General features: G+C 46.4%; 17 protein-coding genes and 1 tRNA gene. 9 read left to right on the top strand and 9 right to left on the bottom strand.

Annotated features, from left to right (window positions below; translation table 11 throughout):
- Position 1: 1 nt before the first annotated feature.
- A complete protein-coding gene (gene cbiB, locus ACYZ97_RS05320) occupies positions 2–976 on the top strand; it encodes an adenosylcobinamide-phosphate synthase CbiB (protein WP_473300431.1) in 975 nt (324 codons plus the stop codon).
- 110 nt (positions 977–1,086) lie between these two features.
- Here the strand turns inward: cbiB and ACYZ97_RS05315 are convergent.
- Positions 1,087–1,161, bottom strand: a tRNA-Glu gene (locus ACYZ97_RS05315).
- 74 nt (positions 1,162–1,235) lie between these two features.
- Complete coding sequence (locus tag ACYZ97_RS05310; protein WP_473300430.1) at positions 1,236–2,207, bottom strand: YcbK family protein; 972 nt, start codon at positions 2,205–2,207, stop codon at positions 1,236–1,238.
- A 516-nt stretch (positions 2,208–2,723) separates the two neighbouring features.
- Here ACYZ97_RS05310 and ACYZ97_RS05305 point away from each other — a divergent pair.
- The 5 genes from ACYZ97_RS05305 (at position 2,724) to recJ (ending at position 8,662) form a co-directional block, all read left to right on the top strand.
- A complete protein-coding gene (locus tag ACYZ97_RS05305; RefSeq protein WP_473300429.1) occupies positions 2,724–3,065 on the top strand; it encodes a hypothetical protein in 342 nt (113 codons plus the stop codon).
- A gap of 28 nt (positions 3,066–3,093) precedes the next feature.
- Positions 3,094–4,278, top strand: a complete 1,185-nt coding sequence (locus ACYZ97_RS05300) for an LL-diaminopimelate aminotransferase (protein ID WP_473300428.1) — start codon at positions 3,094–3,096, stop codon at positions 4,276–4,278.
- A gap of 11 nt (positions 4,279–4,289) precedes the next feature.
- On the top strand, positions 4,290–5,609 hold the full coding sequence (locus ACYZ97_RS05295; protein ID WP_473300427.1) for a homoserine dehydrogenase: 1,320 nt from the start codon (positions 4,290–4,292) through the stop codon (positions 5,607–5,609).
- 170 nt (positions 5,610–5,779) lie between these two features.
- Positions 5,780–6,769 (top strand): class II fructose-bisphosphatase, encoded by a 990-nt coding sequence (gene glpX, locus ACYZ97_RS05290; RefSeq protein WP_473300426.1) that lies wholly within the window; start codon positions 5,780–5,782, stop codon positions 6,767–6,769.
- A 105-nt stretch (positions 6,770–6,874) separates the two neighbouring features.
- Positions 6,875–8,662: a single-stranded-DNA-specific exonuclease RecJ gene (recJ, locus tag ACYZ97_RS05285; protein ID WP_473300425.1), complete on the top strand. Its 1,788-nt coding sequence runs from the start codon at positions 6,875–6,877 to the stop codon at positions 8,660–8,662.
- A 3-nt stretch (positions 8,663–8,665) separates the two neighbouring features.
- On the opposite strand, the gene parE is transcribed toward recJ, so the two are convergent.
- Positions 8,666–10,765, bottom strand: a complete 2,100-nt coding sequence (parE, locus tag ACYZ97_RS05280) for a DNA topoisomerase IV subunit B (RefSeq protein WP_473300424.1) — start codon at positions 10,763–10,765, stop codon at positions 8,666–8,668.
- Between the two features lie 166 nt (positions 10,766–10,931).
- Here parE and ACYZ97_RS05275 point away from each other — a divergent pair, with 166 nt between their 5' ends.
- Together ACYZ97_RS05275 and ACYZ97_RS05270 are read left to right on the top strand one after the other, a co-directional pair.
- Positions 10,932–11,882, top strand: a complete 951-nt coding sequence (locus ACYZ97_RS05275; RefSeq protein WP_473300423.1) for a glycosyltransferase family 2 protein — start codon at positions 10,932–10,934, stop codon at positions 11,880–11,882.
- Positions 11,879–12,763 carry a carbohydrate deacetylase gene (locus tag ACYZ97_RS05270; RefSeq protein ID WP_473300422.1) on the top strand — a complete coding sequence of 295 codons (885 nt, stop codon included), beginning with the start codon at positions 11,879–11,881 and terminating at the stop codon, positions 12,761–12,763. The genes ACYZ97_RS05275 and ACYZ97_RS05270 overlap by 4 nt, the downstream gene beginning before the upstream one ends.
- 3 nt (positions 12,764–12,766) lie before the next feature.
- Here the strand turns inward: ACYZ97_RS05270 and ACYZ97_RS05265 are convergent, their stop codons facing one another.
- The 6 genes from ACYZ97_RS05265 to ACYZ97_RS05240 form a co-directional block, all read right to left on the bottom strand.
- Positions 12,767–13,192 carry a GtrA family protein gene (locus tag ACYZ97_RS05265; RefSeq protein ID WP_473300421.1) on the bottom strand — a complete coding sequence of 142 codons (426 nt, stop codon included), beginning with the start codon at positions 13,190–13,192 and terminating at the stop codon, positions 12,767–12,769.
- Positions 13,179–14,726: a glucosyltransferase domain-containing protein gene (locus ACYZ97_RS05260; RefSeq protein ID WP_473300420.1), complete on the bottom strand. Its 1,548-nt coding sequence runs from the start codon at positions 14,724–14,726 to the stop codon at positions 13,179–13,181. The genes ACYZ97_RS05265 and ACYZ97_RS05260 overlap by 14 nt, the downstream gene beginning before the upstream one ends.
- Before the next feature lie 2 nt (positions 14,727–14,728).
- A complete protein-coding gene (lipB, locus tag ACYZ97_RS05255; protein WP_473300419.1) occupies positions 14,729–15,448 on the bottom strand; it encodes a lipoyl(octanoyl) transferase LipB in 720 nt (239 codons plus the stop codon).
- A gap of 85 nt (positions 15,449–15,533) precedes the next feature.
- The gene (locus tag ACYZ97_RS05250) at positions 15,534–18,101 is read right to left on the bottom strand and encodes an SPOR domain-containing protein (RefSeq protein ID WP_473300418.1); all 2,568 of its coding nucleotides are present in this window, start codon (positions 18,099–18,101) and stop codon (positions 15,534–15,536) included.
- Positions 18,102–18,258: 157 nt separating this feature from the next.
- Complete coding sequence (argS, locus tag ACYZ97_RS05245) at positions 18,259–20,013, bottom strand: arginine--tRNA ligase (RefSeq protein WP_473300417.1); 1,755 nt, start codon at positions 20,011–20,013, stop codon at positions 18,259–18,261.
- 29 nt (positions 20,014–20,042) lie between these two features.
- Complete coding sequence (locus tag ACYZ97_RS05240) at positions 20,043–21,263, bottom strand: deoxyguanosinetriphosphate triphosphohydrolase (protein WP_473300416.1); 1,221 nt, start codon at positions 21,261–21,263, stop codon at positions 20,043–20,045.
- An 87-nt stretch (positions 21,264–21,350) separates the two neighbouring features.
- Here ACYZ97_RS05240 and erpA point away from each other — a divergent pair, with 87 nt between their 5' ends.
- A complete protein-coding gene (erpA, locus tag ACYZ97_RS05235; RefSeq protein WP_473300415.1) occupies positions 21,351–21,677 on the top strand; it encodes an iron-sulfur cluster insertion protein ErpA in 327 nt (108 codons plus the stop codon).
- The last annotated feature ends 26 nt before the right edge of the window (positions 21,678–21,703 follow it).

Genomic DNA, 21,703 nt, shown 5'->3' with positions numbered 1-21,703 from the left:
ATTGGGGCATGTCTTTATTGTTGTCTTGCTGGCGGTTGTTTTTGACCGTTTTATTGGAGACCCTGATGGCTTATGGCGGCGTTTGCCGCATCCGGTTGTGCTTTTTGGCCGCTTGATTGCATGGTTTGAGCAACATTTGAACAATGCCAATTTTCTTGCGCGAAAACGTTTCTATTATGGTTGGCTGACAATTGTTGCGTGTCTTTTTGTCAGTATCTGTATTGCATATATAATCCAGCTTTTATTGTATCCGCTTGGCTGGTGGGGAAGTGTGATTGAAGCCTTGATCGGTTCGGTCTTTATTGCCCAGAAAAGTCTACGTGATCATGTGCAGGCGGTTGCAATAGCTTTTGACAGTGCGGGAATTTCCGGGGCGCGACATGCTGTATCGCAGATTGTTGGGCGTGACCCACAAAAATTGGATGAAACGGGTGTTTGTCGCGCGGCGATTGAAAGCCTTGCGGAAAATATGTCCGACGGTATTGTTGCTCCGGTTTTTTGGTTTCTTCTTTTGGGGTTACCGGGGCTTTTTGCCTATAAGATGCTCAATACCGCAGATTCGATGATTGGCCATAAGAATGAACGGTTTAGTGACTTTGGTTACGCTGCTGCCAAATTGGATGATTTTTCCAATTATATTCCCGCACGCTTGAACGCCTTGATGGTTCTATTCATTGTCTGGATGAGAAAGGGTAGAGCGGCTTTTCGACGTGGATTGCATATTCTTTTCGCTGACGCTTCTCGTCATCGTTCGCCTAATGCCGGTTGGCCGGAAGCTGCTTTTGCGGCGGCGCTTGAGATCAGTCTCGCAGGGCCACGTTTTTATGGTGGTATTTTGACGGATGATTCTTATCAAAACGAAAATGGAGCTGTCCCAACTCCGTTTGATATAAAAAGAGCTTTGCGGCTTTATCGTTGGACACTTGATTTAATGACCGCTTTGCTGGCTATCTGTGCGTCTGCTTTTTTAATTTAATTGTATGTTTTTTTGTTCAGTTTGGGACACAAAAGCGCTGTGTTTCAAAAAACACTCTGAAATCAATCAATAATTATCTTGGGAAATCAAATGGTTATGTAGGACAATACTGGTACGCCCAAGGGGAATCGAACCCCTGTTTCCGCCGTGAAAGGGCGGCGTCCTAACCGCTAGACGATGGGCGCGGACCAGTGAGACTGGCTTATAGAGAGGATATTTTTTATCCGCAAGCCCAGTTTGTGTTTTTTTTCAAAAAAAATTACTTTTTTGCGCTACAAGCCCAATTCCAATCACGTTTTGGACCGACATCAACATGAATAGACTGATGACAATAGGTGCCGACCCCACCCCGGCCGGGTAAAGCGCGGACAAATTTAGCGACTTCCATTTTGCTAACGCCTGGTACCTGTATGTCAGCGGCTGCACACGCCATATGCATCGAGCGCTTGGCACCGTTGACCTTGCGGTTATAGGCAGGACTGCGATAACCGGATGTAATGATAACCGGTTGGCCAAACCGCCGTTCAATTGTTTTCAATATACCAACAAGCTGGGGTTTGAGACATGAAACTTCGATTCCTTCCCGGGCCACCCGTAGGCCGTTAGGCAGATTGCGGCCCAGACCGCCGAGCGAGGCTAATGTATAGGTTGGCGTATAATCTGATTCGTTGGCATCGATATCTGTGTCGTCATAAAGACTGCTGCGGTGTTTGATAACAATCCCGCCATTAGGGCGCACACCGGGTAGAACGTCATTATATTCACTGGGGTCTTTTTTATGAGGCGGTTGGGTTTTGGGGAGCGGCACGATGGCAGCAACCTGTTTTTCTTCCGGTTTTGGAGAGCCCAATTTGGGTTCTTTCTTGCTGGACCCAAAAAGACGCATCAAGGATCCCTTTTGCTGGCTTTGTGCATCGCGTTGTGGTGGAACTTGCACAGTGCCGGATGGTTCGCTTGGACTGTTTGAGGCTGTGTCATCGGCGATCTGGGCCTGTTGAGCGACTTGTGGTGTCGTTGTTTGTTGTGTTTCAGCCTGTTGTGTGGGCTGGGGCGTTAATTCAGGTTCTTGTTTTTTTTTGCCAAATGAAAACAACGCCGTCTTTTTAGGTTTTTCGGTCGGTTGTTGTTCGGCCAAAGCGGTTTGGACTTTTGGTGCCGAATCTTGAGGGTTGCTTTGTGGCAAGGGCACCGTTGTTGCATTGGGATCGGTGGCTACGGATTCGGTTGGCATGTCTGTCTGTGTTTGTGAGCTGTCCGTTGGCGAATCAGCGTCTTGGGGTGTTGCGCTGGCTTCGTTGGTAGGTGTTGATTGGGCAAGGTCGGGTGACAGGGACCCGGTCGTGTTACAGGCAGATAAGGTGAGAACCAATGATGCAAATAGGAGTGCCCGTTTCAATAGGGGATAAAGTCGATACAATAATGGCATCTTAAAGGATTGACGACATTTTGCCAAAAGACCACTCCGATTGGGCACATTCACTTGTGTTAAAGAATCAGAAAATCTTCCGCTTCGTTCTATTGTGAATAAAGGATCATAGCACAGGGTGCAATGTTAGCGCTGTTTATGTCCCCAATTGTTCATCACGTTGTGTTTCAGGCTTTAAATTTATAGTGCTTCTATCAAGTTATTGCGATAAAACCACCAAAATTGTATGAAGACAGCCACTTACTGTAAAACACGTCTTGACGACAAGCGCACAATAATCAATTGGTAGATGTCAATATTAGCAGGATGAATGGATGGCACATGGTGATTAAATCCAAATTATGGCGCTTTGTGGCGCTTTTATCGCTGTGCGGGCTTGTGTCGGCTTGTGGTAGAGGACAGGAATTCTCATTTGCAGCGAATGAAAGCGCCCAGCAGACAAATACCTATCCACACTTTACCCAGCCGCAGGCGGCAACGGCGCAGTTCACAGATGAAGAGCGTGAAAAGCTTACCACTCAGCTTGATCGGGATAAGCGTCGTTTGAAGAGCCTGCCGGGTGTCGCTGCCGCAAAGGCAGAATCTCCTGTCGATGCAAAAGAAGATGCGCGTCGGGAAGCTGAAAAGACCCTGCAAGAAATTGAAAAAAGCGGTAATCGCTAGAATACTAACCTAAACTAATGGAAAAATGATGTCGGAAGAATTTCATAAAATTCGTCGCCTCCCGCCTTATGTCTTTGAGCAGGTTAACCGCCTGAAGGCGGCGGCACGAGCGGGTGGAGCCGACATTATTGATCTTGGCATGGGCAATCCTGATTTGCCGACACCTAAACATATTGTCGATAAGCTGATCGAAGTGGTTCATGATCCACGTACCCATCGTTATTCGGCATCCAAAGGCATTCCGGGCTTGCGCAAGGCACAGGCCAATTATTATCAACGTCGTTTTGGTATTAAACTCAATCCAGATACTCAGATTGTTGCAACCTTGGGGTCTAAGGAAGGTTTTGCCAATATGGCGCAGGCCATTACGGCACCGGGGGATGTTATCCTATGTCCAGACCCAACCTATCCGATTCATTCCTTTGGCTTTATCATGTCCGGCGGTGTTATTCGCTCTTTGCCGGCCAAGCCGGGGGATGAATTTATGCAGGCGCTTGACCGGGCTGTTCGTCATTCGATTCCCAAGCCCATTGCGGCTATTTTAAGTTATCCATCCAATCCGACTGCTTATGTGGCTGATCTTGATTTCTATAAAGAGGTTGTCGCTTTTGCTAAAAAGCATGACATTATTCTTTTGTCGGATCTGGCCTATTCTGAAATTTATTTTGATAACAATCCGCCGCCATCTTTGTTGGAAGTACCGGGTGCAATGGATGTTGCAGTTGAATTTACCTCGATGTCGAAAACTTTTTCGATGCCAGGCTGGCGTATGGGGTTTGCTGTTGGCAACGAAAGGTTGATTGCAGCCTTGACCCGTGTCAAATCTTATCTTGATTATGGTGCTTTTACGCCGATCCAGATTGCAGCAACAGCTGCGCTGAACGGTAATGGCAATGATATTGAGATGGTTCGTGATGTTTATCGCAAGCGTCGTGATGTCATGGTTGAAAGTTTTGCGCGTGCCGGTTGGGATGTGCCACCACCTGCTGCGACTATGTTTGCATGGGCGCCGATACCTGAAAGGTTCAAGCATCTTGGTTCCGTTGAATTTGCAAAATTGTTGATTGAAAAAGCCGATGTAGCTGTAGCTCCCGGTCTTGGCTTTGGTGAGCATGGTGATGATCATGTGCGTATTGCGCTGGTTGAAAACGAGCATCGCTTAAGACAGGCGGCGCGTAATATTAAACGCTTCTTCTCAGAAGAGAATAAATAGACAGAAATATAATGAGCGACGCATTAAAAATCGGTGTTGCCGGATTAGGCACGGTAGGTAGTTCGGTGGTTCGCATCTTGCAGGATAAAGCAGAGATGCTGACTCGCCAATGTGGGCGTCCTATCCATGTTGTTGCTGCCAGTGCACGCGACAAAAAGCGTGATCGTGGCTTTAATGCTGATAATATCGAATGGTTTGATCATGCTGAAGAGCTGGCGATATCCGACAAGATTGATGTTTTTGTCGAACTTATAGGCGGTGAAGATGGGGCTGCTTATCATAGCGTTGAAAAGGCGCTGAAAGCAGGTCATCATGTTGTGACAGCCAATAAGGCACTTCTGGCGCGTCACGGAGTATTGTTAGCAAAGATTGCTGAAAAAAGGGGGGTATTGCTCAACTTTGAAGCTGCTGTTGCTGGTGGTATTCCGGTTATCAAGGCGATGCGTGAATCGCTCTCCGGTAATCGTGTCAGTCGTGTGTATGGTATTCTAAATGGCACGTGTAACTATATTCTAACCCGTATGCTGGCAGAGAGTATTTCATTTGCCGATTGTCTTAAAGATGCACAAAAGCTGGGATATGCAGAAGCCGATCCGGCTTTTGATATCGAAGGTAATGATACAGCGCACAAGCTGGCACTCCTGACAAGCCTTGCTTTCGGTTCTGTCCTTGCGGTTGATGATATTTATATCGAGGGCATTAGCAATATATCGCTGGCTGATATTCGGGCTGCCGATGAGCTTGGTTATCGCATAAAATTGCTTGGTGTTGCAGTTAAAACCGATACTGGTATCGAACAACGCGTTCATCCGACTATGGTGCCGACATCCTCGGTGATCGCACAGGTTCAAGGTGTTACCAATGCCGTTTCTATTCAGACTGATCTGTTGGGTGAGCTTTTGTTGTCGGGGCCTGGCGCGGGTGGTGATGCAACAGCCTCTGCCGTTATTGGTGATTTGGCCGATATAGCCAAGTCTCAACCGGGTTTTCAGCATGGTCCTGTTTTTGGTACGCCGGCTATGGCACTTGCGCCTTATAAGAAAGCGCGTATGCGTGCTCATGCTGGTGGGTATTTTATTCGTTTGACGGTTCATGACCGTACAGGGGTTTTTGCCAGTGTTGCCAAACGTATGGCGGATAATGATATTTCGCTGGAATCAATTGTTCAGCGGCCTGTTGCGGAAAATATCCAGCCAGGCACCAAAACAATTATTCTGATTACGCATGAGACGACAGAATCAGCAGTACGCAAGGCGCTTGATGCGATTACTGCTGATAATAATCTGGTTGATAAGCCGCAAATGATCAGGATTGAGCGGCCTGCGGGATAAAATAATGGGACTGGTAGTCACATAAATTGGTGTTATGTTTCATTTATCATAGGAATTTGAATGGCTCCCTCTTGCGAGCGGCGTCAGTTCTTGCGAAAAGATATAAATAATGTGTTTGTCATGAAGACAGATACGTGTGTAAATTCTGTTATTTGGCTGGGAAAATTATTATGCCGAAATCATCTGACGCTTCCTTTCAAGGTCTTGACCGTATTCTGACACTGGAATTAGCCCGTGTAACGGAACGTGCAGCTGTTGCGGCGGCACGGATTCGTGGTCGCGGTGATGAAAAGGCTGCAGATCAGGCGGCTGTGGACGCTATGCGTCAAGAGCTTAACCGATTACCGATTGATGGTACTGTTGTTATCGGTGAGGGCGAGCGTGACGAGGCACCGATGCTTTATATTGGTGAAGAAGTTGGCACAAAAAAAGGTCCAGCTGTCGATATTGCTCTTGATCCGCTGGAAGGCACTACAATATGTGCCAAGAATTTGCCGAATTCATTGGCTGTTATTGCCATCGCTGAAAAAGGCAATCTGCTTTACGCTCCCGATGTCTATATGGAAAAAATCGCTATTGGACCGGGCTATCCTAAGGGGGTTGTTGATATTGATGCGGCGCCTGCTGATAATATTCACGCATTGGCCAAAGCCAAAGGTGTTGCGGTCAATCAGATCACCGCTTGTATCATGGATCGTCCACGTCACGCCAAGCTGATTGATGAGGTTCGGGCGACTGGTGCATCAATCCGTTTGATTGGTGATGGCGATGTGGCCGGTGTTATCCATACAACAGATCCGGATGAAACCGGTATTGATATCTATATCGGTATCGGTGGTGCGCCTGAAGGTGTGTTGGCAGCGGCAGCGCTTCGTTGTATCGGCGGTCAGATGCAGGGCCGCTTGCAGCTCAATACGGAAGAAAAGATTGCCCGTGCTGCCAAAATGGGGGTGTCTGACCCTAAAAAAGTTTATGACATGAGTGAAATGGCCCGTGGCGATGTGTTGTTTGCTGCAACCGGCGTGACTGATGGCAATATGCTTATGGGGGTTAAGTTTGCCCGTAACTATATCCAGACCGATACGATTGTCATGCGCTCACATACAGGTACGGTGCGTAATATTCGTGCGCGCCATCAGGATATAGCCAAGTTTGATTGATGCAGGTTGTCTGTATATTGGTTAAAAAAGCCCGATTTATCGGGCTTTTTTATTGTTATGTATTTTTTCCTGTTTTTGGTGGAGGGGATTGGGATAAGATGAGATATGGCACAAAGTATTGATCAGAAGTATCTTTTAAATGTTGAAAAATCGGCATCAGGGCAAAGCTGGCTTAGTAGGCTGGATGTTCAGCAGCGCAATAATGCCTTGGCGATTTCTCAGAAATTCGGACTTTCCGATCTTGTTGCTTCTGTTCTTTCTGCTCGTGGTATTGATGAATATGATGCGCTTTCCTATCTTGATCCGACTTTAAAAAATCTAATGCCTGATCCGCTGGTCTTTACAGATATGGATAAGGCGGCAAATCGTATTGCCCAGGCGATCCAATCGCGGGAAAAGATAGCAATTTTTGGTGACTATGATGTTGATGGCGCATGTTCATCAGCTATTATGGCCCGCTTTCTACGGCATTTCGGTATTTCCTGTCCTATTTATATTCCGGATCGTATGGTTGAAGGCTATGGTCCGAATGAAAATGCCATGCGCATGCTGGTTGAGGATGGTGCTTCGCTTATCATCACGGTGGATTGCGGCGCGAATAGTCCTGAGGCAATTGCGGCGGCCCGTAATGCGGGTGGTGATGTTGTGGTACTGGATCATCATCAGATGGATGCGATCCATGATAAGGCCAATGCATTGGTTAATCCCAATCGCCCCGATGATTTATCAGGGCAGGGACATCTTTGCGCTGCTGGCGTGGTCTTTATGGCGTTGGCGCAGATATGCCGGCAATTACGGGGTAAGGAGGTAGGTCCTTTGCCGGATCTTCTTTCTTATTTGGATCTGGTGGCACTGGCGACTGTTTGTGATGTTGTACCGCTTATCGGTGTTAATCGTGCTTTTGTTGTTAAAGGTTTACAGGTTGGACGGACATTGCAAAACAAGGGGATTGCTGCGTTGGCAAAAGTAGCGCGTATTGGTGAACCTCTTAATACTTTCCATTTCGGATTTGTTATCGGTCCGCGGATCAATGCAGGTGGCCGTATAGGTGACCAGGCTCTTGGTGCCAAACTGCTATCCATCGATGATTCTGATGAAGCGGATCAGATTGCGGAACAGTTAAATGACCTTAATGAAATGCGTCAGGCTATGGAAAGTGAACAATTGGAGCAGGCCGAAGCAAGTTTACTGCCACTTTTGATGACGGGAGAGACACCGTCTGTGATTGTTGTGGCAAGTGCGGATTGGCATCCGGGTATTGTTGGCCTGTTGGCTGCCCGCTTGAAGGAACGTTTCCAGTGTCCTGCTTTTGCAATTGCGTTGAAGAGTGATGGAAGCGGTACGGGGTCTGGGCGCTCTGTCATGGGGATCGATTTAGGTGCACTTGTTCGCCAAGGGGTGGAGGATGGCTTATTGTTGAAAGGCGGAGGTCATGCCATGGCCGCGGGTATTACCATTGCAGACTATAGGGTTGATACCTTTCGTCAATGGATGGAGCAGAAAATAGGCTCGACAGTCGATAAAATCAGGCATACAGCAACATTGTTTGTTGATGGACTTGTCTCTGCAGGCGGGGCAAATGTTTCGCTTTATGAAAGCCTTGAAAAAGCCGGGCCGTATGGTGCCGGTAATCCGATGCCTGTTCTGGTTTTGCCGGATCATCGGTTGACCAATCTGCGTGAAGTCGGTAAGGGACATCTTAGTCTGACTATGGCTAATAGCCAGGGGCAAAAAATAAAAGCTATTGCATTCCGATCAGTTGGAACACCATTGGGTGATTTTTTAACCGATCATAATGGAGAGGCCATCCATCTGGCGGGTAATTTGACACTGAATTTTTGGAATGGCCGTGTTACCCCGCAAATACGGGTTATTGATGCTGCAGCTACTTAATGATCAGATATCCAGATCGTGAGCGAATTCGGCATTTTCTTGAATAAAACGGAATCGTGCATCCGGTCTTGTTCCCATCAGATCATCAACCGTTTCGCGGGTATCCTGATCGCTTAGCTGATCAATTTCGACCTTCAAAAGCGTGCGCTTCTTCGGGTTCATGGTTGTTTCTTTCAATTGATCCGCACGCATTTCGCCTAGACCTTTGAAACGGCCTATTTCAATTTTGCCGCGGCCGGTAAATTCGGTTTTGAGCAATTCGTCTTTATGTGCATCATCGCGGGCATAGGCAACCTTGCCGCCTTGTGCAATGCGGTAAAGTGGCGGTACGGCCAGATAAAGATGGCCGCCGTGGATAAGATCGGGCATTTCTTGGTAGAAGAAAGTAATTAGCAAGGATGCAATATGTGCGCCATCAACGTCGGCGTCAGTCATGATAATGATGCGGTCATAACGCAGATCATCTTCCTTGTATTTGGAGCGTGTGCCACAGCCTAAAGCCTGTATGAGGTCGCCAATCAGCTGGTTAGCGACCAGTTTGTCCCGTCCGGCACTGGCAACATTCAATATTTTACCCCGCAGCGGTAGAATAGCCTGATTGGCACGGTTGCGCGCCTGTTTGGCTGAACCGCCAGCAGAATCCCCTTCGACAATGAAAAGCTCTGCTCCGGTCGCCGCATTTTGTGTGCAGTCAGCAAGTTTGCCGGGCAGACGCAATTTGCGCACGGCTGTTTTACGGGTAATTTCCTTTTCCTGCCGGCGCTTCAGACGCTCGTCTGCACGGTCGATAACCCAATCCAACAGGCGCGAAGCTTCTTGCGGGCTATTGGCCAACCAATGGTCGAACGGATCGCGGACTGCGTTTTCGACGATGCGTTGTGCTTCGACGGTAGCCAGGCGGTCTTTTGTTTGTCCGACAAATTCGGGCTCGCGGATAAAGACGGATAACATGGCTGCGGCTGAGATCATCACATCGTCTGTGGTGATAATATTGGCACGTTTATTATTGATCAGCTCGCCATAGGCTTTGAGACCACGCATCAACACCTGACGCAAGCCGGCTTCATGGGTGCCACCTTCGCCAGTCGGAATTGTATTACAATAGGAATGGACAAAACCATCGCCACCATACCATGCAACGGCCCATTCGACCGAGCCGTGGCCGCCGCGGTCTTGGGTTTTTCCGGCAAAAACTTCAGCCGTAATACGCTGTTCAGGCCCTAATGAAGAGGTGAGAAAGTCCTTTAATCCACCCGGAAAATGGAAGACAGCCTTTTCAGGAATATCCTTATTGGGATCAAGTTTTGAAGGATCACAACTCCAGCGAATTTCAACGCCGCCAAAAAGATAGGCTTTGGAGCGCGCCATTTTATAAATGCGATCTGGTTCGAACGCGGCACGTGGACCAAAAATATCGGCATCGGGGTGAAATCGTACGCGTGTGCCGCGGCGGTTATGGATATCGCCGAGCTCTTGCAAGGGGCCGAGTGGTACGCCGCGAGAAAATTGTTGCCGATAGAGTTTTTTACCACGAGCAACTTCAACCTCAAGATCATCGGCAAGCGCATTGACGACAGAAATACCGACACCATGCAGCCCGCCCGATGTTTCATAGGCTTTACCGTCGAATTTACCACCGGCATGAAGCTGGGTCATAATGACTTCTAGCGTCGACTTATCCGGCATTTGCGGATGGTTTTCAACCGGAATACCACGACCATTATCTGAAACTGTTAAATAGCCGTCTGCATCAAGATTAACCTCGATAAAGTTGGCATGTCCGGCAACAGCCTCATCCATGGCATTGTCGATCACTTCGGCAAAAAGATGGTGTAAAGCCTTGGAATCTGTACCGCCAATATACATGCCGGGACGCAAACGAACCGGTTCCAGTCCTTCCAGTACACGGATGGCCGATGCATCATAGGCTTCTTCGGCCTTGCTTGAAGATGTTGTGCTGGCCGGTGCGGCAGGCATCGGTGTGACGGCAGGTGGAACGGGTGCCTGCTTGTTCTGGGGTTGTATCTGGCTGGGTTCTGTCTGACGGGCACGCGCCTGTGTATTACTTAGAACGTCAAACAGATCGGTTTCATTATCATCCATAGGGAGGTTGTTTTCTTACAGTTGTTGATTGCTGACAGGTTTATAAAGAATCATCGCTATAATGTCATGTCAGCCTGTGGATTGCGAGCTTGTTCTTACTCTGTTCACAGGGCTTTTCTTCATAACCATTTCATGTCAAAAGATCATAAACAGGCAGATAGAAATTATGAAAAAAATATCGATTATCGCACCGGTTTATAATGAGGGCAAAAATATTGCCAAATTTATTGCTGCAGTTGGCGATGTGTTTTCCGGGCTCGATTATCAATATGAGATTATATTGGTTGATGATGGTTCTCGCGATAATAGCTGGCGCAATATTGTTGATGAAAATAGCAAGAAATCCCATGTTATTGGCATCAAGCTTGCGAAAAATTTTGGTAAGGAGGGTGCCATTGCTGCAGGGATTGCAGCTGCCAGCGGAGATGCCTTGGTAACAATTGATTGTGACTTGCAACATCCACCGCAGCTTATTGGTGAGATGGTGCAAAAATGGATGAATGGCGCGGATATTGTTATAGGCGTTAAGCTGGAAAGACAGAAAGAAAGTTTCTTTGACCGATTGATGGCGCGCGGATTCTATAAATTATTCAAATGGGTGACAGATACCGATATTTCAACGGCAAGTGATTTTATCCTGTTGGATCGCAGGGTTGCTGATATTTTGCGCGCCATGCCTGAAAAACTGTTTTTTTATCGTGGTGTCGTCCATTGGTTAGGCTTTAAGCAAGAAACGATCAGTTTCACTCCGGTGGATCGTCTTGATGGAACAAGTGGTTGGTCTTTTTTCAAAAAGATACGCTTAGGGCTGGATTCCCTTACCGGTTTTTCAGCAAAGCCTTTGATGCTGATCTGGGTTATGCTTGGCTTGTTTGCTATTTTTGCCTTTATTGTTGCAGGGGACGCGCTTATCTCGAAAATAATGGGCCTATCAGTCAGCGGGTTTTCGACGCTTGTTTTCGTTGTCTTGATTACAGGCATTGCGATATTGTCTTCCCTATGCCTTTTATCCATTTATATCCGACAGATTTTTTACGAGATCAAATCGCGTCCTCGTTTTATTATAGAGACACGGCTTGATCAGGATAAAGGATCGTCAAAAGAGAAACGGCGATGAGCTTGCGCTGCTTTTTCCATGCGGATGACTTTGGGCTGGATCAGGGCTGTTCCAAGGGAATATTGGCTGCTGTTAAAGCGGGACGAATACAATCAACCTCGTTGATGCCGGGTGGGGCTGATGTTACATCATTTGAACAATTGCATACTTATCCGTCATGCCATGTTGGCGTTCATCTCAATCTACTTGAAGGTAAGGCTTTGACAACAGGCGGAGAAGCAGTCGGACTGGTGACACAAGACGGTTTTTTCCATCTGACATTGGGACGCTTGATATGGAAACTTACCACAGGTGGTGAGTCTGTGCGGAGATGGGTTCTGAATGAATTCTGTGCGCAGATTGACGCCGTTTTGATGATGTTTCCAGAGCGGCCCTTACGCCTTGATGGACATCTCCATGTCCATGTTCTTCCTCAGCTCCATTCAGTTATGACTGAAATTTTCACGCGGTATAAAGTGTCTTATGTGCGTACGCCTCTTGAAATCGCCTATTCGTGGGAAGGAGCCTTTAAACAAAAGGTTTCAGGGATGCTTAGGCGTAATTTGCTTTCTTATTGGGCGCGCCCGATGAAAACCTTGTTAGCTTCCAAAGGCATTGCAACGGCAGATTATTTTGTTGGCAGTACAGCAAGTTGTGCCATGACAATGGAGCATATTGAAAAGGCTTTGGCGGCAGTTATAGCCAATGTCGGCAATAAAGATGCCGTGATTGAGATCATGATGCATCCGTTGGTTTGTGCTGATTTCTCAGAAGTCTATTATAAGGATAGTCGCTATGTTTCAGCCCATTCGACTAAAGAGCGTAAGGCTGAATTGGACTTATTGCAAAGTGATGTGTTACTTGAGATTTTACAGCGCAAAAACATAGTGTTGGGATTGTAATATTTAATCTTTTTTTCCTGTAAAAAACCAAAAATTATTGCTGATAAAATTAAAAAAAAGCCCGGCGAGTGATCCACATGATAAAGATAAAAAAGCAACGCTGGGTGAGGGGGATTCAAAACGTGTCATGACAAACATGCTTGCAGAATAATTAAAAATGAAGCCGATTATGGCTAGGCCTACATAGATACCCCAACCCTTGATTGATAAATATTTTGCCTTGCGTTTTCTAAAGGTCACACGTCTGTTGAAATGCCATGTAAAGGTAGCCGCACATAGGAATGCCAAGGCACGGTCGATCCATATGTTGCCGATAGTTTTCTGAAAAAGTATAAAACACACGAAGTCAACAATCAGAGCTATTGCGCCAGAAGCACAAAACCAAAAAAAAGAACTGTATTTTGATGCGACGTGTCTAATCGGTCTCATCGTCTGTCTTTATATCTTTTTTACAGGCCTTGTTCTTGCTTTCTGCATTATTTTCTACAAGCCATACAAAATATATAGTGTTGTCTTCATAGATTGAATAATTTTTACGCTGGATAATAGGGGCCAATCGTTTCTCGCATATATGCGTCATTAAGGTATCGATTTTTTCCGATGTTGTGTTTTCATCCAATTGGGTGATGTCATATACTTGAAGCCATGAAGAAATAATCCAGCCATCAGCAGGCGGGACGATATGGCGTGCCAGACGCATATGGTTGATATCGTTTTTTACCAAGGGAGAAAACGGTAGGCGTCCTTTTACAATGATATTATGGCCTTGATCCATATTACCGAGGTCCATGGCCAGCTGTTCAACAATAAATTGGGTGTAATGGTGTTGTTTGCTGACATCTCTGTTCACAATATAGCTGAAGCTTAATGGGGCTAGCAAAAAAAGAAGTATAATGCACCATGCTGCTAGATGATTGAATCTGTTAAAAAACTTCCATGCCAGATATACTAAGATACATGAAAATGTTCCCGCTGCGACAATGGTACGCGGCATAATCAGGTTTTCACTTGCAATGGGGATCATGATGCCAAGTGAAAAGGCGATAAAAAAAACGACAAAAAAGCTACACAGTGTTGAACGGACAATACGCAAGGAATAGGACGTTGATCGGTAGATATGCAGGTGGATTTCGATAAAGGCGACAATGATAACAAAAGCGTAGAATATCTTTCCACTCATCGACAAGGCACCGAAATAGCGTGAATAAGCTGCTTCTATACGGCGCATTATTGCTATAAAATATTCACCTGCATGGGCTGGTAAATCGCTACGTGCGGCAGCGTTGGATGTCAGGAAAAATTTGCTGATAATGAAATAGATGACCAGCGCAATAATAATATATAATAGATGGCGTCCCGTCTGCACCATAAAACGTTTTATATTTTGTCCATGGTATAATGCGTAGGCTGCTTCCATGAGGATTAGCATGATGGCGATGTTGATGAAGGTTTGATACGCCATCATCGAAAGAACCCATAATGTGATTGCAGTTATTGCGGAGCGGTTGAGAACGGCCCATCCTAAAATTGCTAGCCCATAGCCTATTGACATTGTCAGGCAGTCAAAGCGGTATAGCAGGCACTGGATATAGATGGGATTAAAAATAAAGGCGGTTACAACAAGGCTATTTTGGGCATTAAAGGGAATGGCACGTAATTTAAGTGCGTATAGTATCGTCGCACCGGTAATAGAAAGCGCTATAATCAGAAATAATGGTGATGAATCAGGCATATATTGCCAATTGGAACTGAAGAGATAGGCTGCCATATCACCGATAGGGCGTCCTAGCCAGCTATAGCCGGGCTGTTCGCTTATAGCGCGTCGATAATCGTCACGATAATAATAAGGATTAAGCAAGATAGGAAAGTAGAAAAGCAGTAGACTACCTGAAACCAGACGTACAAAGCGTATATCGCCGAATATTGTCTGTTTGCAGGATGAAGAACCGGGCGTTGATTGCACTCTTACTCTCCGAATATAGGCGTGAAGGTTTTTTTAAGCGCAATATCCAAGTCGTCTATTGTTACAGGAAGTCCCAAATCAACAAGACTTGTTACGCCATAGTCCGCAATACCACAGGGGACAATACCATTATAGTGGGATAAATCCGGTTCTACATTGATAGCAAAACCATGAAAACTGACCCATTTACGGATGCGGATTCCAATTGCGGCTATTTTGTCTTCCGCAATCTCGCCGTTTGGAAGAAGCGGCTTTTCAGGACGAGAAACCCATACACCGACACGGTCCTCACGTCGCTCACCTTTGATGTTGAATGTTGCAATTGTGCGAATGATCCATTCTTCGAGAGCGGCAACAAAGGCACGAATATCTTCCCGCCTTTTTTTCAGGTCCATCATGACATAGACAACACGTTGGCCGGGGCCGTGATATGTGAATTCGCCGCCACGTCCGGCATTGAAAACCGGAAAACGGTCAGGCTCCAACAGATCGGACATCTGTGCACTTGTACCAGCAGTATAAAGAGGGGGGTGCTCAACCAGCCAGATCAGTTCGCCAGCTTCACCGCGGCGTATTTTTTCAACCCGCTCTTCCATGAATTTAAGCGCCCTATCATAAGGTGTCAAACCGTCTTCAATGCGCCACTCGATAGCCGCGATAGGCGCAGTGGGCAAGAATTTTATATTCAGCTTATCGCGTGTTTGATAATTTTCGGGTTGCATGGGGTAACATTAAGACCAAAAATGTAGAACTAGCAATGGAAATATCACACCACTAAAGTGAGTGTGATAGATTAGCTATAGAGAATTAACGGCCGACAAAACAGCTGCCACCTGCCTGCTTGTAACGTTCGCATAGGGATGTAGCATCTTCACGGCTGCCTGCTTGTATGCGTACACGGTAATAGGTGCCGCGATTGGGGATGTTGGCTGCTGTAACATTGATAGGAAGATTTCCAATAATAGCACCATAACGGCTTTTTGCTGATGTCACTGCACTTTGAGCCAGCTCTTGTGATGGATTAGAGGCAATTTGTACATAATAGCTGCCTGCTGGCGGTGGTGTAGTGGTGTTGGCAGGCTGGGCAGCCGTCTGTGTCGGTTTTGCAGTCGGTGCAGGAGCAGCAACTGGGGTTTGTGCCTGAGGAGCTTGTTGTGCTGCAGGTGTTGATGTTTGCGATTGGGGCTGCGGTTGTGCCGCGGTATTTTGCATACTTCCTGCATCATTATTTTGTGGCGTTGCCCAAGCCGGTTGCGGCAAATCCTCAACTGGTGCATTTTTTATCTCGTTGGAAATAACATCATTATCTGTATCAGCAGATTGGTTTGACGGCGTACTTCCCTCGGGAACTGTCAGATTATCATCATTCTGCGCGGTTTTTACCCGGCTGTCTCGTACAACATTACCTTTTGTATCAATCGTAATGGATGGAGCAATCCGTGTTGGCACTGTCTGGTCTTCAGCCGATTTAATGGCAGCTTCAATACTGGTTGGCTCAATCGGCGTGTCAACTGTGCTTGGTGCCGGCTCATTCAATGCTGTCAGGTCTTCAGGGGTCTCAGAATTGTCGACAAGCTGGTCTTGTTGCGTATTGTTCTGGTTTGTGCCTGTTGCCTGATTATAGACGGCCTGTCCTTGATTGGGCACATTCGTCTGCGTGCTGCCTTCTGCTTCAACCTTGATTGGATCGCGATCTGCTTGAATAACAGTCGGAGTTGTGCTTGCAGGGTTATTCAAGAGATATAGGGTGCTTGCGATGCCGCCAACAGCAATAATGAGGGAAACAGCCGCTATAGCAATTGTCTTGCCTCCAACAAGGCGTCGTCGTCCTGTTTGTGAGCCTGCAAGAGCAGCGGCAGCAGCGCCGTTCCAACCAAAATCGCTTTCTGGGTCTATATCGTTATTGATATAATTTGCATTGGCTTGGGTTTCATAAGGCTGGTCGGGTTTTTGAACTTGTGTTGTTTGTGCATAGGCTTGTGCGGCCTGTCGTGTTTCTTCATAAAATAAATCTTCAGATTCATTTGGCTGTAGTGGCGCTACCGGTTGGCCAACACTGAAAATTTCATCAAACTCTTGTGAATATATCTGATCTTCGGGAACAGATTCGCTCTCATTATAGGGAACGTTTGGAATTTCAAAATGTTCACTCGGTGTTACAACCGCATCATCAAAGTTGTAACTGTCAACAATTGGTGGTTGATCAGCGCTTACGGCATTATTAACGGGCGTATATTCATCCAATGTAGCGACAACGGATGCTTCGCTTTCCTGAGGCGTAGACATATCAATCGGGTTTTGCGCGGCATAGTCTTCACTCTGGTCGGGGAATAAGGCTTCGGTCGGCTGGTTGACTTGCTGTTGCTGGATATGTTGGGCTGGCTGCTCAGGAACAACATAATTGGCCGATTCCATTGGAGAGGGCGGCGGCGTTTGCGGTTGGGCCATATAGACATCAGGTGTTGCCGATTGATTTGTTGTTTCCTCAAAAACCTGATTGAAACCGAATGGATCATTGCCTTCAATTGTAGTTGCTTCCGTATCAGGCATTGATGGTGGTTGAAGGTCTTGTGGCTCATCATAAAAAGGATCGATAGGAAGATCGTCCATAGGTGAAACAATAGGTGTTTCATCAATCGGTAGATCGGGCAAGGTGTCTTTGATGGATGTCGCTTGCGCAAATATAGGTTCAGCATAGGTATTAGACGTGTCATCTATGTTGTGCTCAACCTGCTGATGTTCATCAGCATAAGGCATCGGGTTGTTATCAAGAAGATCTTGCAGTTCATCTTCAAAAGTTGGTTCGTTAGCCCTGCTTTGATAGGCTGACGCCTGCATGTCAGGGAAGAAACTTGCCGGTGCCGAAGGTGTCTGGGGTGGCGGCATGGGGGCTGCAGGGGTAGGCCTGTCATTAGAAATGGGCTCGATCAGAGGGGATGGCGAGCGTGTTGTCGAGACAGGTGAGGGCAGATCGTAGAAATCATCAAAAGGAACATCGGGTTGTTGCTGTGCCGGATTTTCAATATTGGCGTTTTCAACGGCTGGTTCGATAGCATCTTCGGTCAGATCAAACGGCAGGTCGTCATCCGAGGTGAAGGGGAAGTTTGAATCTTGAATCGTGTCGGCCAATGACTGGTCGATAGTGTTTTCAAGCTCGGAATCCAGAAAAGAAAGATCAAAGTCATCTGCCGATTGTACGGGGTCTGCTTTTTCTTGTGCGACGGGTGTCTCGTTTATCGAGGGAATATCAAAATCAGGTCCTTGCGCAAAATCTTTATCATCAAGATCAAATAGGCGCGTCAATTCCATCAGAGGATCATTGTCGATCTCTGTTCCTGGTTGCTGTGGGCGGCCATTGTTGCTTTTGTCCGTCATTATGAATCCCAATTCAGCCGGTTATATGATTCGGCATGAGCCTATTATTAGTATGCCAAACAATTTTGTAAAAAAAATTGAATACATAACCAGTTGTCGTTTTATTTCAGGGTAATGCACAAAAACAATAGTAGTATACTCTTTTTCCGTGTTAATCTTAGTGCATTTCCGTCGGTGCTTCGGCTCCGATAATATGGAGACCTGACGCGAGAACATTCGATACGGCTTTCACCAATCCCAGTCTGGCGAGAGACAATTCTGTATTGTTTTGCTTGATAAAACGTAAATCTGTATTGTCATTGCCTTTATTCCAATGTCCGTGGAATGTAGATGCCAGATCATAAAGAAAGAAAGCCAGTCGATGTGGTTCTTGATGCTTGGCAGCCTGTTCAATGAGGCGTGGATATTCAGCTAGTTTTCGAATCAGTGCAATTTCGCTCTCGTCATTGAGTAGATCAAGGTGCGTTGAGGCTTTTTTTGCGTCAAAGTCATCGATGCCCAGCTGTTCACGAGCTTGTCTGAATACGGAATGGCAGCGTGCCGAAGCGTATTGGACGTAAAAGACGGGATTGTCCTTGGATTGTTCTGTCACTTTTGCAAAGTCGAAATCCAAGGGCGCGTCACTTTTACGGTAGAGCATCATGAAGCGCACAGGATCACGGCCAACTTCGTCGACCACATCGCGCAGCGTGACAAAAGAACCAGCACGTTTGGACATTTTTACCGGTTCGCCATCCCGATAGAGTTTGACCAGTTGGCATAAAAGTGCTGTCAGTTTAGATGTGCCGCCTGAAATAGCTTTGGCAACGGCTTCAAGACGTTTGACATAACCGCCATGGTCAGCCCCAAGAATATAGATCATTTCATTGAAGTCGCGATCATATTTGTCTTTAAAATAGGCAACATCGGCTGCAAAATAGGTGTATGAACCATCCGATTTTATAAGTGCTCGGTCTTGATCGTCACCGACATCAGTCGAGCGAAACAGGATTTGTTCACGATCTTCCCAATCATCCGGCACTTGACCTTTTGGCGGAGGCAGGGTGCCTTTGTAGACAAAACCATTGAGTGTTAGTTCATTAATGGCCGAGCGTATAGCTTGAGAATCATTGGCATGTAAGGTTTTTTCCGAAAAGAAAACATCATGATGGATATTGAGTGCTTCAAGGTCGTCGCGGATCATATCCATCATGGCGGCAATGGCGCGTTCTTTGATTAAAGGTAGCGGATCTTCATTGCTTTTCAACAGACTGTCACCAAATTCTGCTGCTAATTTTTGACCGAGCGGAACAAGATAATCGCCCGGATAGAGACCTTCTGGAATAGTAACAATAGGCTCTCCCAAGGCTTCACGATAGCGCAATAGGACAGAGCGTGCCAATACGTCAATCTGGCCGCCGGCGTCATTGATGTAATATTCTTTGACGACATCAAAGCCTGCAAATTTAAGCAGGTTTGCTAATACATCGCCGACAACGGCGCCTCGGCAATGACCTACATGCATAGGGCCCGTTGGATTGGCTGAAACATATTCAATATTGACTTTAATATTTTTGCCGAGGTCTGAGCGACCGTAATTCAGACCTTCGTCGATCATAAAGCGTAACTGTTCGCGCCAATAATCATCGGTCAGGCGTAAATTGATAAAACCCGGTCCGGCCACAGATACAGAGGCAATATTCTTGTCGGATTGCAGCAATGTGCAAATGTGCTCGGCCAGATGGCGTGGATTTTCGCCTACGGACTTCGATAGAACCATTGCTGCATTTGTTGCCAGGTCACCATGCGAAGAATCGCGCGGCGCTTCGACGGTTAGGCGTGAAACATCAAGCGGTTCGCCTGATTGATCTTTAATATCAGACGTTTCTATTATTTTTTTAATTTTTTTCTCGAAAACTTTAAAGGTGTTCATTCTGCAGATTCCGTATTGAAGGAAATGGCTTAAGCCAAATATCGGGTGTGGTCAAACAATCGTCGGTGTTCACGGATTGCATAATTATCGGTCATGCCTGAAATAAAGTCACAGATCAGACGTGCATAAGAGGTTGGATCAAGAGAGGCTGCCTCTTCCTGCCATTCATTGGGTAGTGCATTGCGATCATGGATATAGCGAGCGAATAAATCCCGTACAATATCCTCACCTGCATGGCGTCGTTCCATAACTTTTTCATGGAAATAAAGGTTTTTGTAAAGAAATGTCTTAAGCGTTTTTTCCTGTGCCTTCATCTTGTCGGAAAAAGCGACAATCATCCGGCCTGCATTGTGTATATCTTCAACCGACTGTGGTTTGAATGCCTCTATCCGTGATTGTGTTTCCTGTATGACATCTTCAACCAATGTTGTAATTTGTCGTCTGACGAGTTCGTAACCGCGGCGGGTTGCATCAAGATCGGGATATTGTTCCTGAATGTTAGATAGGATATTTCTTGTTAGTTTAATCTCTTGCAATTGTTCTAGATTGAGAAGGTGTGAGCGTAGCCCGTCATCAATATCATGGGCGTCATAGGCGATATCATCGGCAATGGCAGCACATTGCGCTTCAAGTGAGGCAAATTTGTCGAGTTCCAGATCATACATTGAATTAAAGTCGCTAATAGCTTCCGGTAGATCTGTTTCACGGCTGTTGGGGCCGGTAAGTGGGCCATTGTGTTTGGCAAGTCCTTCCAATGTTTCCCAAGTCAGGTTCAGGCCGTCAAAAGCGGCGTAGCGATGTTCCAGTCTGGTTACAATCCGCAAGCCTTGGGCATTATGGTCAAAGCCCCCATAATTGTGCATCATTTCGTCGAGTATTTCTTCGCCGGCATGGCCAAATGGTGTATGGCCGAAATCATGGACAAGAGCTATCGCTTCGGCAAGGTCTTCATCAAGGCGCAAGGCGCGGGCAAGTGCACGGGCAATTTGTGAGACTTCAATAGTATGGGTCAACCTTGTCCGGTAATGGTCGCCTTCATGGGCAACAAAGACCTGCGTTTTATGCTTTAGGCGCCGGAATGCATTGGAATGGATGATCCGGTCACGGTCGCGTTGAAAAGGTGTGCGGGTTGGGCTTTCTGGTTCGGCAAATAAACGTCCACGGCTTTTGGCCGGGTCACATGCATAATGTGCGCGTTCACGATAGCCAAAACCGATTGCATTAAAATCAGAAGTTTTTTCCAAATCCATTGCATCTTTCCCGTTCTCATCCTAGATTCATTATTGGATGATGCCCGCTATTTAAGGTGAGGCTGCTTAAACTGCAAGGATATGTTGATGACTGGTGTCAGTGCAACCGACAATGCGATAAAAAGAATTGCCAAAATTTTGGCGGCAGAACCTGATAAAAGTGCCCTGCGTATTTCTGTCGAGGGCGGCGGCTGTTCAGGTTTTTCTTATAGATATGATCTTGTAGATGAGCGAGAAGACGACGATCTGGTGATTGATCGGGACGGTGCTGTGATTTTAATTGATCCGGTGTCGTTGCCTTTTCTTGAAGGGGCTCAAATTGATTTTGTTGATGATCTGATGGGGCAGTCTTTCCAGATACAGAATCCGAATGCTGTATCGTCATGTGGTTGCGGCACAAGTTTTGCCATTTAATCTAGAAATATTTGAGCCAGAGAATA

This window comes from Bartonella sp. bp_1, assembly GCF_055808085.1.
Note: the sequence above shows the minus strand (reverse complement) of the source record. Positions and strands in the feature narration are given on the sequence as shown.

Coding starts and splice junctions, on each gene's coding strand:
- ACYZ97_RS05270 (WP_473300422.1), top strand. CDS start 11,879: ATGAGCTTGCGCTGCTTTTTCCATGCGGATGACTTTGGGCTGGATCAG.
- ACYZ97_RS05300 (WP_473300428.1), top strand. CDS start 3,094: ATGTCGGAAGAATTTCATAAAATTCGTCGCCTCCCGCCTTATGTCTTT.
- ACYZ97_RS05310 (WP_473300430.1), bottom strand. CDS start 2,207: ATGCCAACCGAATCCGTAGCCACCGATCCCAATGCAACAACGGTGCCC.
- erpA (WP_473300415.1), top strand. CDS start 21,351: ATGACTGGTGTCAGTGCAACCGACAATGCGATAAAAAGAATTGCCAAA.
- ACYZ97_RS05265 (WP_473300421.1), bottom strand. CDS start 13,192: ATGAGACCGATTAGACACGTCGCATCAAAATACAGTTCTTTTTTTTGG.
- lipB (WP_473300419.1), bottom strand. CDS start 15,448: ATGCAACCCGAAAATTATCAAACACGCGATAAGCTGAATATAAAATTC.
- glpX (WP_473300426.1), top strand. CDS start 5,780: ATGCCGAAATCATCTGACGCTTCCTTTCAAGGTCTTGACCGTATTCTG.
- parE (WP_473300424.1), bottom strand. CDS start 10,765: ATGGATGATAATGAAACCGATCTGTTTGACGTTCTAAGTAATACACAG.
- argS (WP_473300417.1), bottom strand. CDS start 20,013: ATGAACACCTTTAAAGTTTTCGAGAAAAAAATTAAAAAAATAATAGAA.
- ACYZ97_RS05275 (WP_473300423.1), top strand. CDS start 10,932: ATGAAAAAAATATCGATTATCGCACCGGTTTATAATGAGGGCAAAAAT.
- ACYZ97_RS05250 (WP_473300418.1), bottom strand. CDS start 18,101: ATGACGGACAAAAGCAACAATGGCCGCCCACAGCAACCAGGAACAGAG.
- recJ (WP_473300425.1), top strand. CDS start 6,875: ATGGCACAAAGTATTGATCAGAAGTATCTTTTAAATGTTGAAAAATCG.
- ACYZ97_RS05295 (WP_473300427.1), top strand. CDS start 4,290: ATGAGCGACGCATTAAAAATCGGTGTTGCCGGATTAGGCACGGTAGGT.
- ACYZ97_RS05240 (WP_473300416.1), bottom strand. CDS start 21,263: ATGGATTTGGAAAAAACTTCTGATTTTAATGCAATCGGTTTTGGCTAT.
- ACYZ97_RS05305 (WP_473300429.1), top strand. CDS start 2,724: ATGGTGATTAAATCCAAATTATGGCGCTTTGTGGCGCTTTTATCGCTG.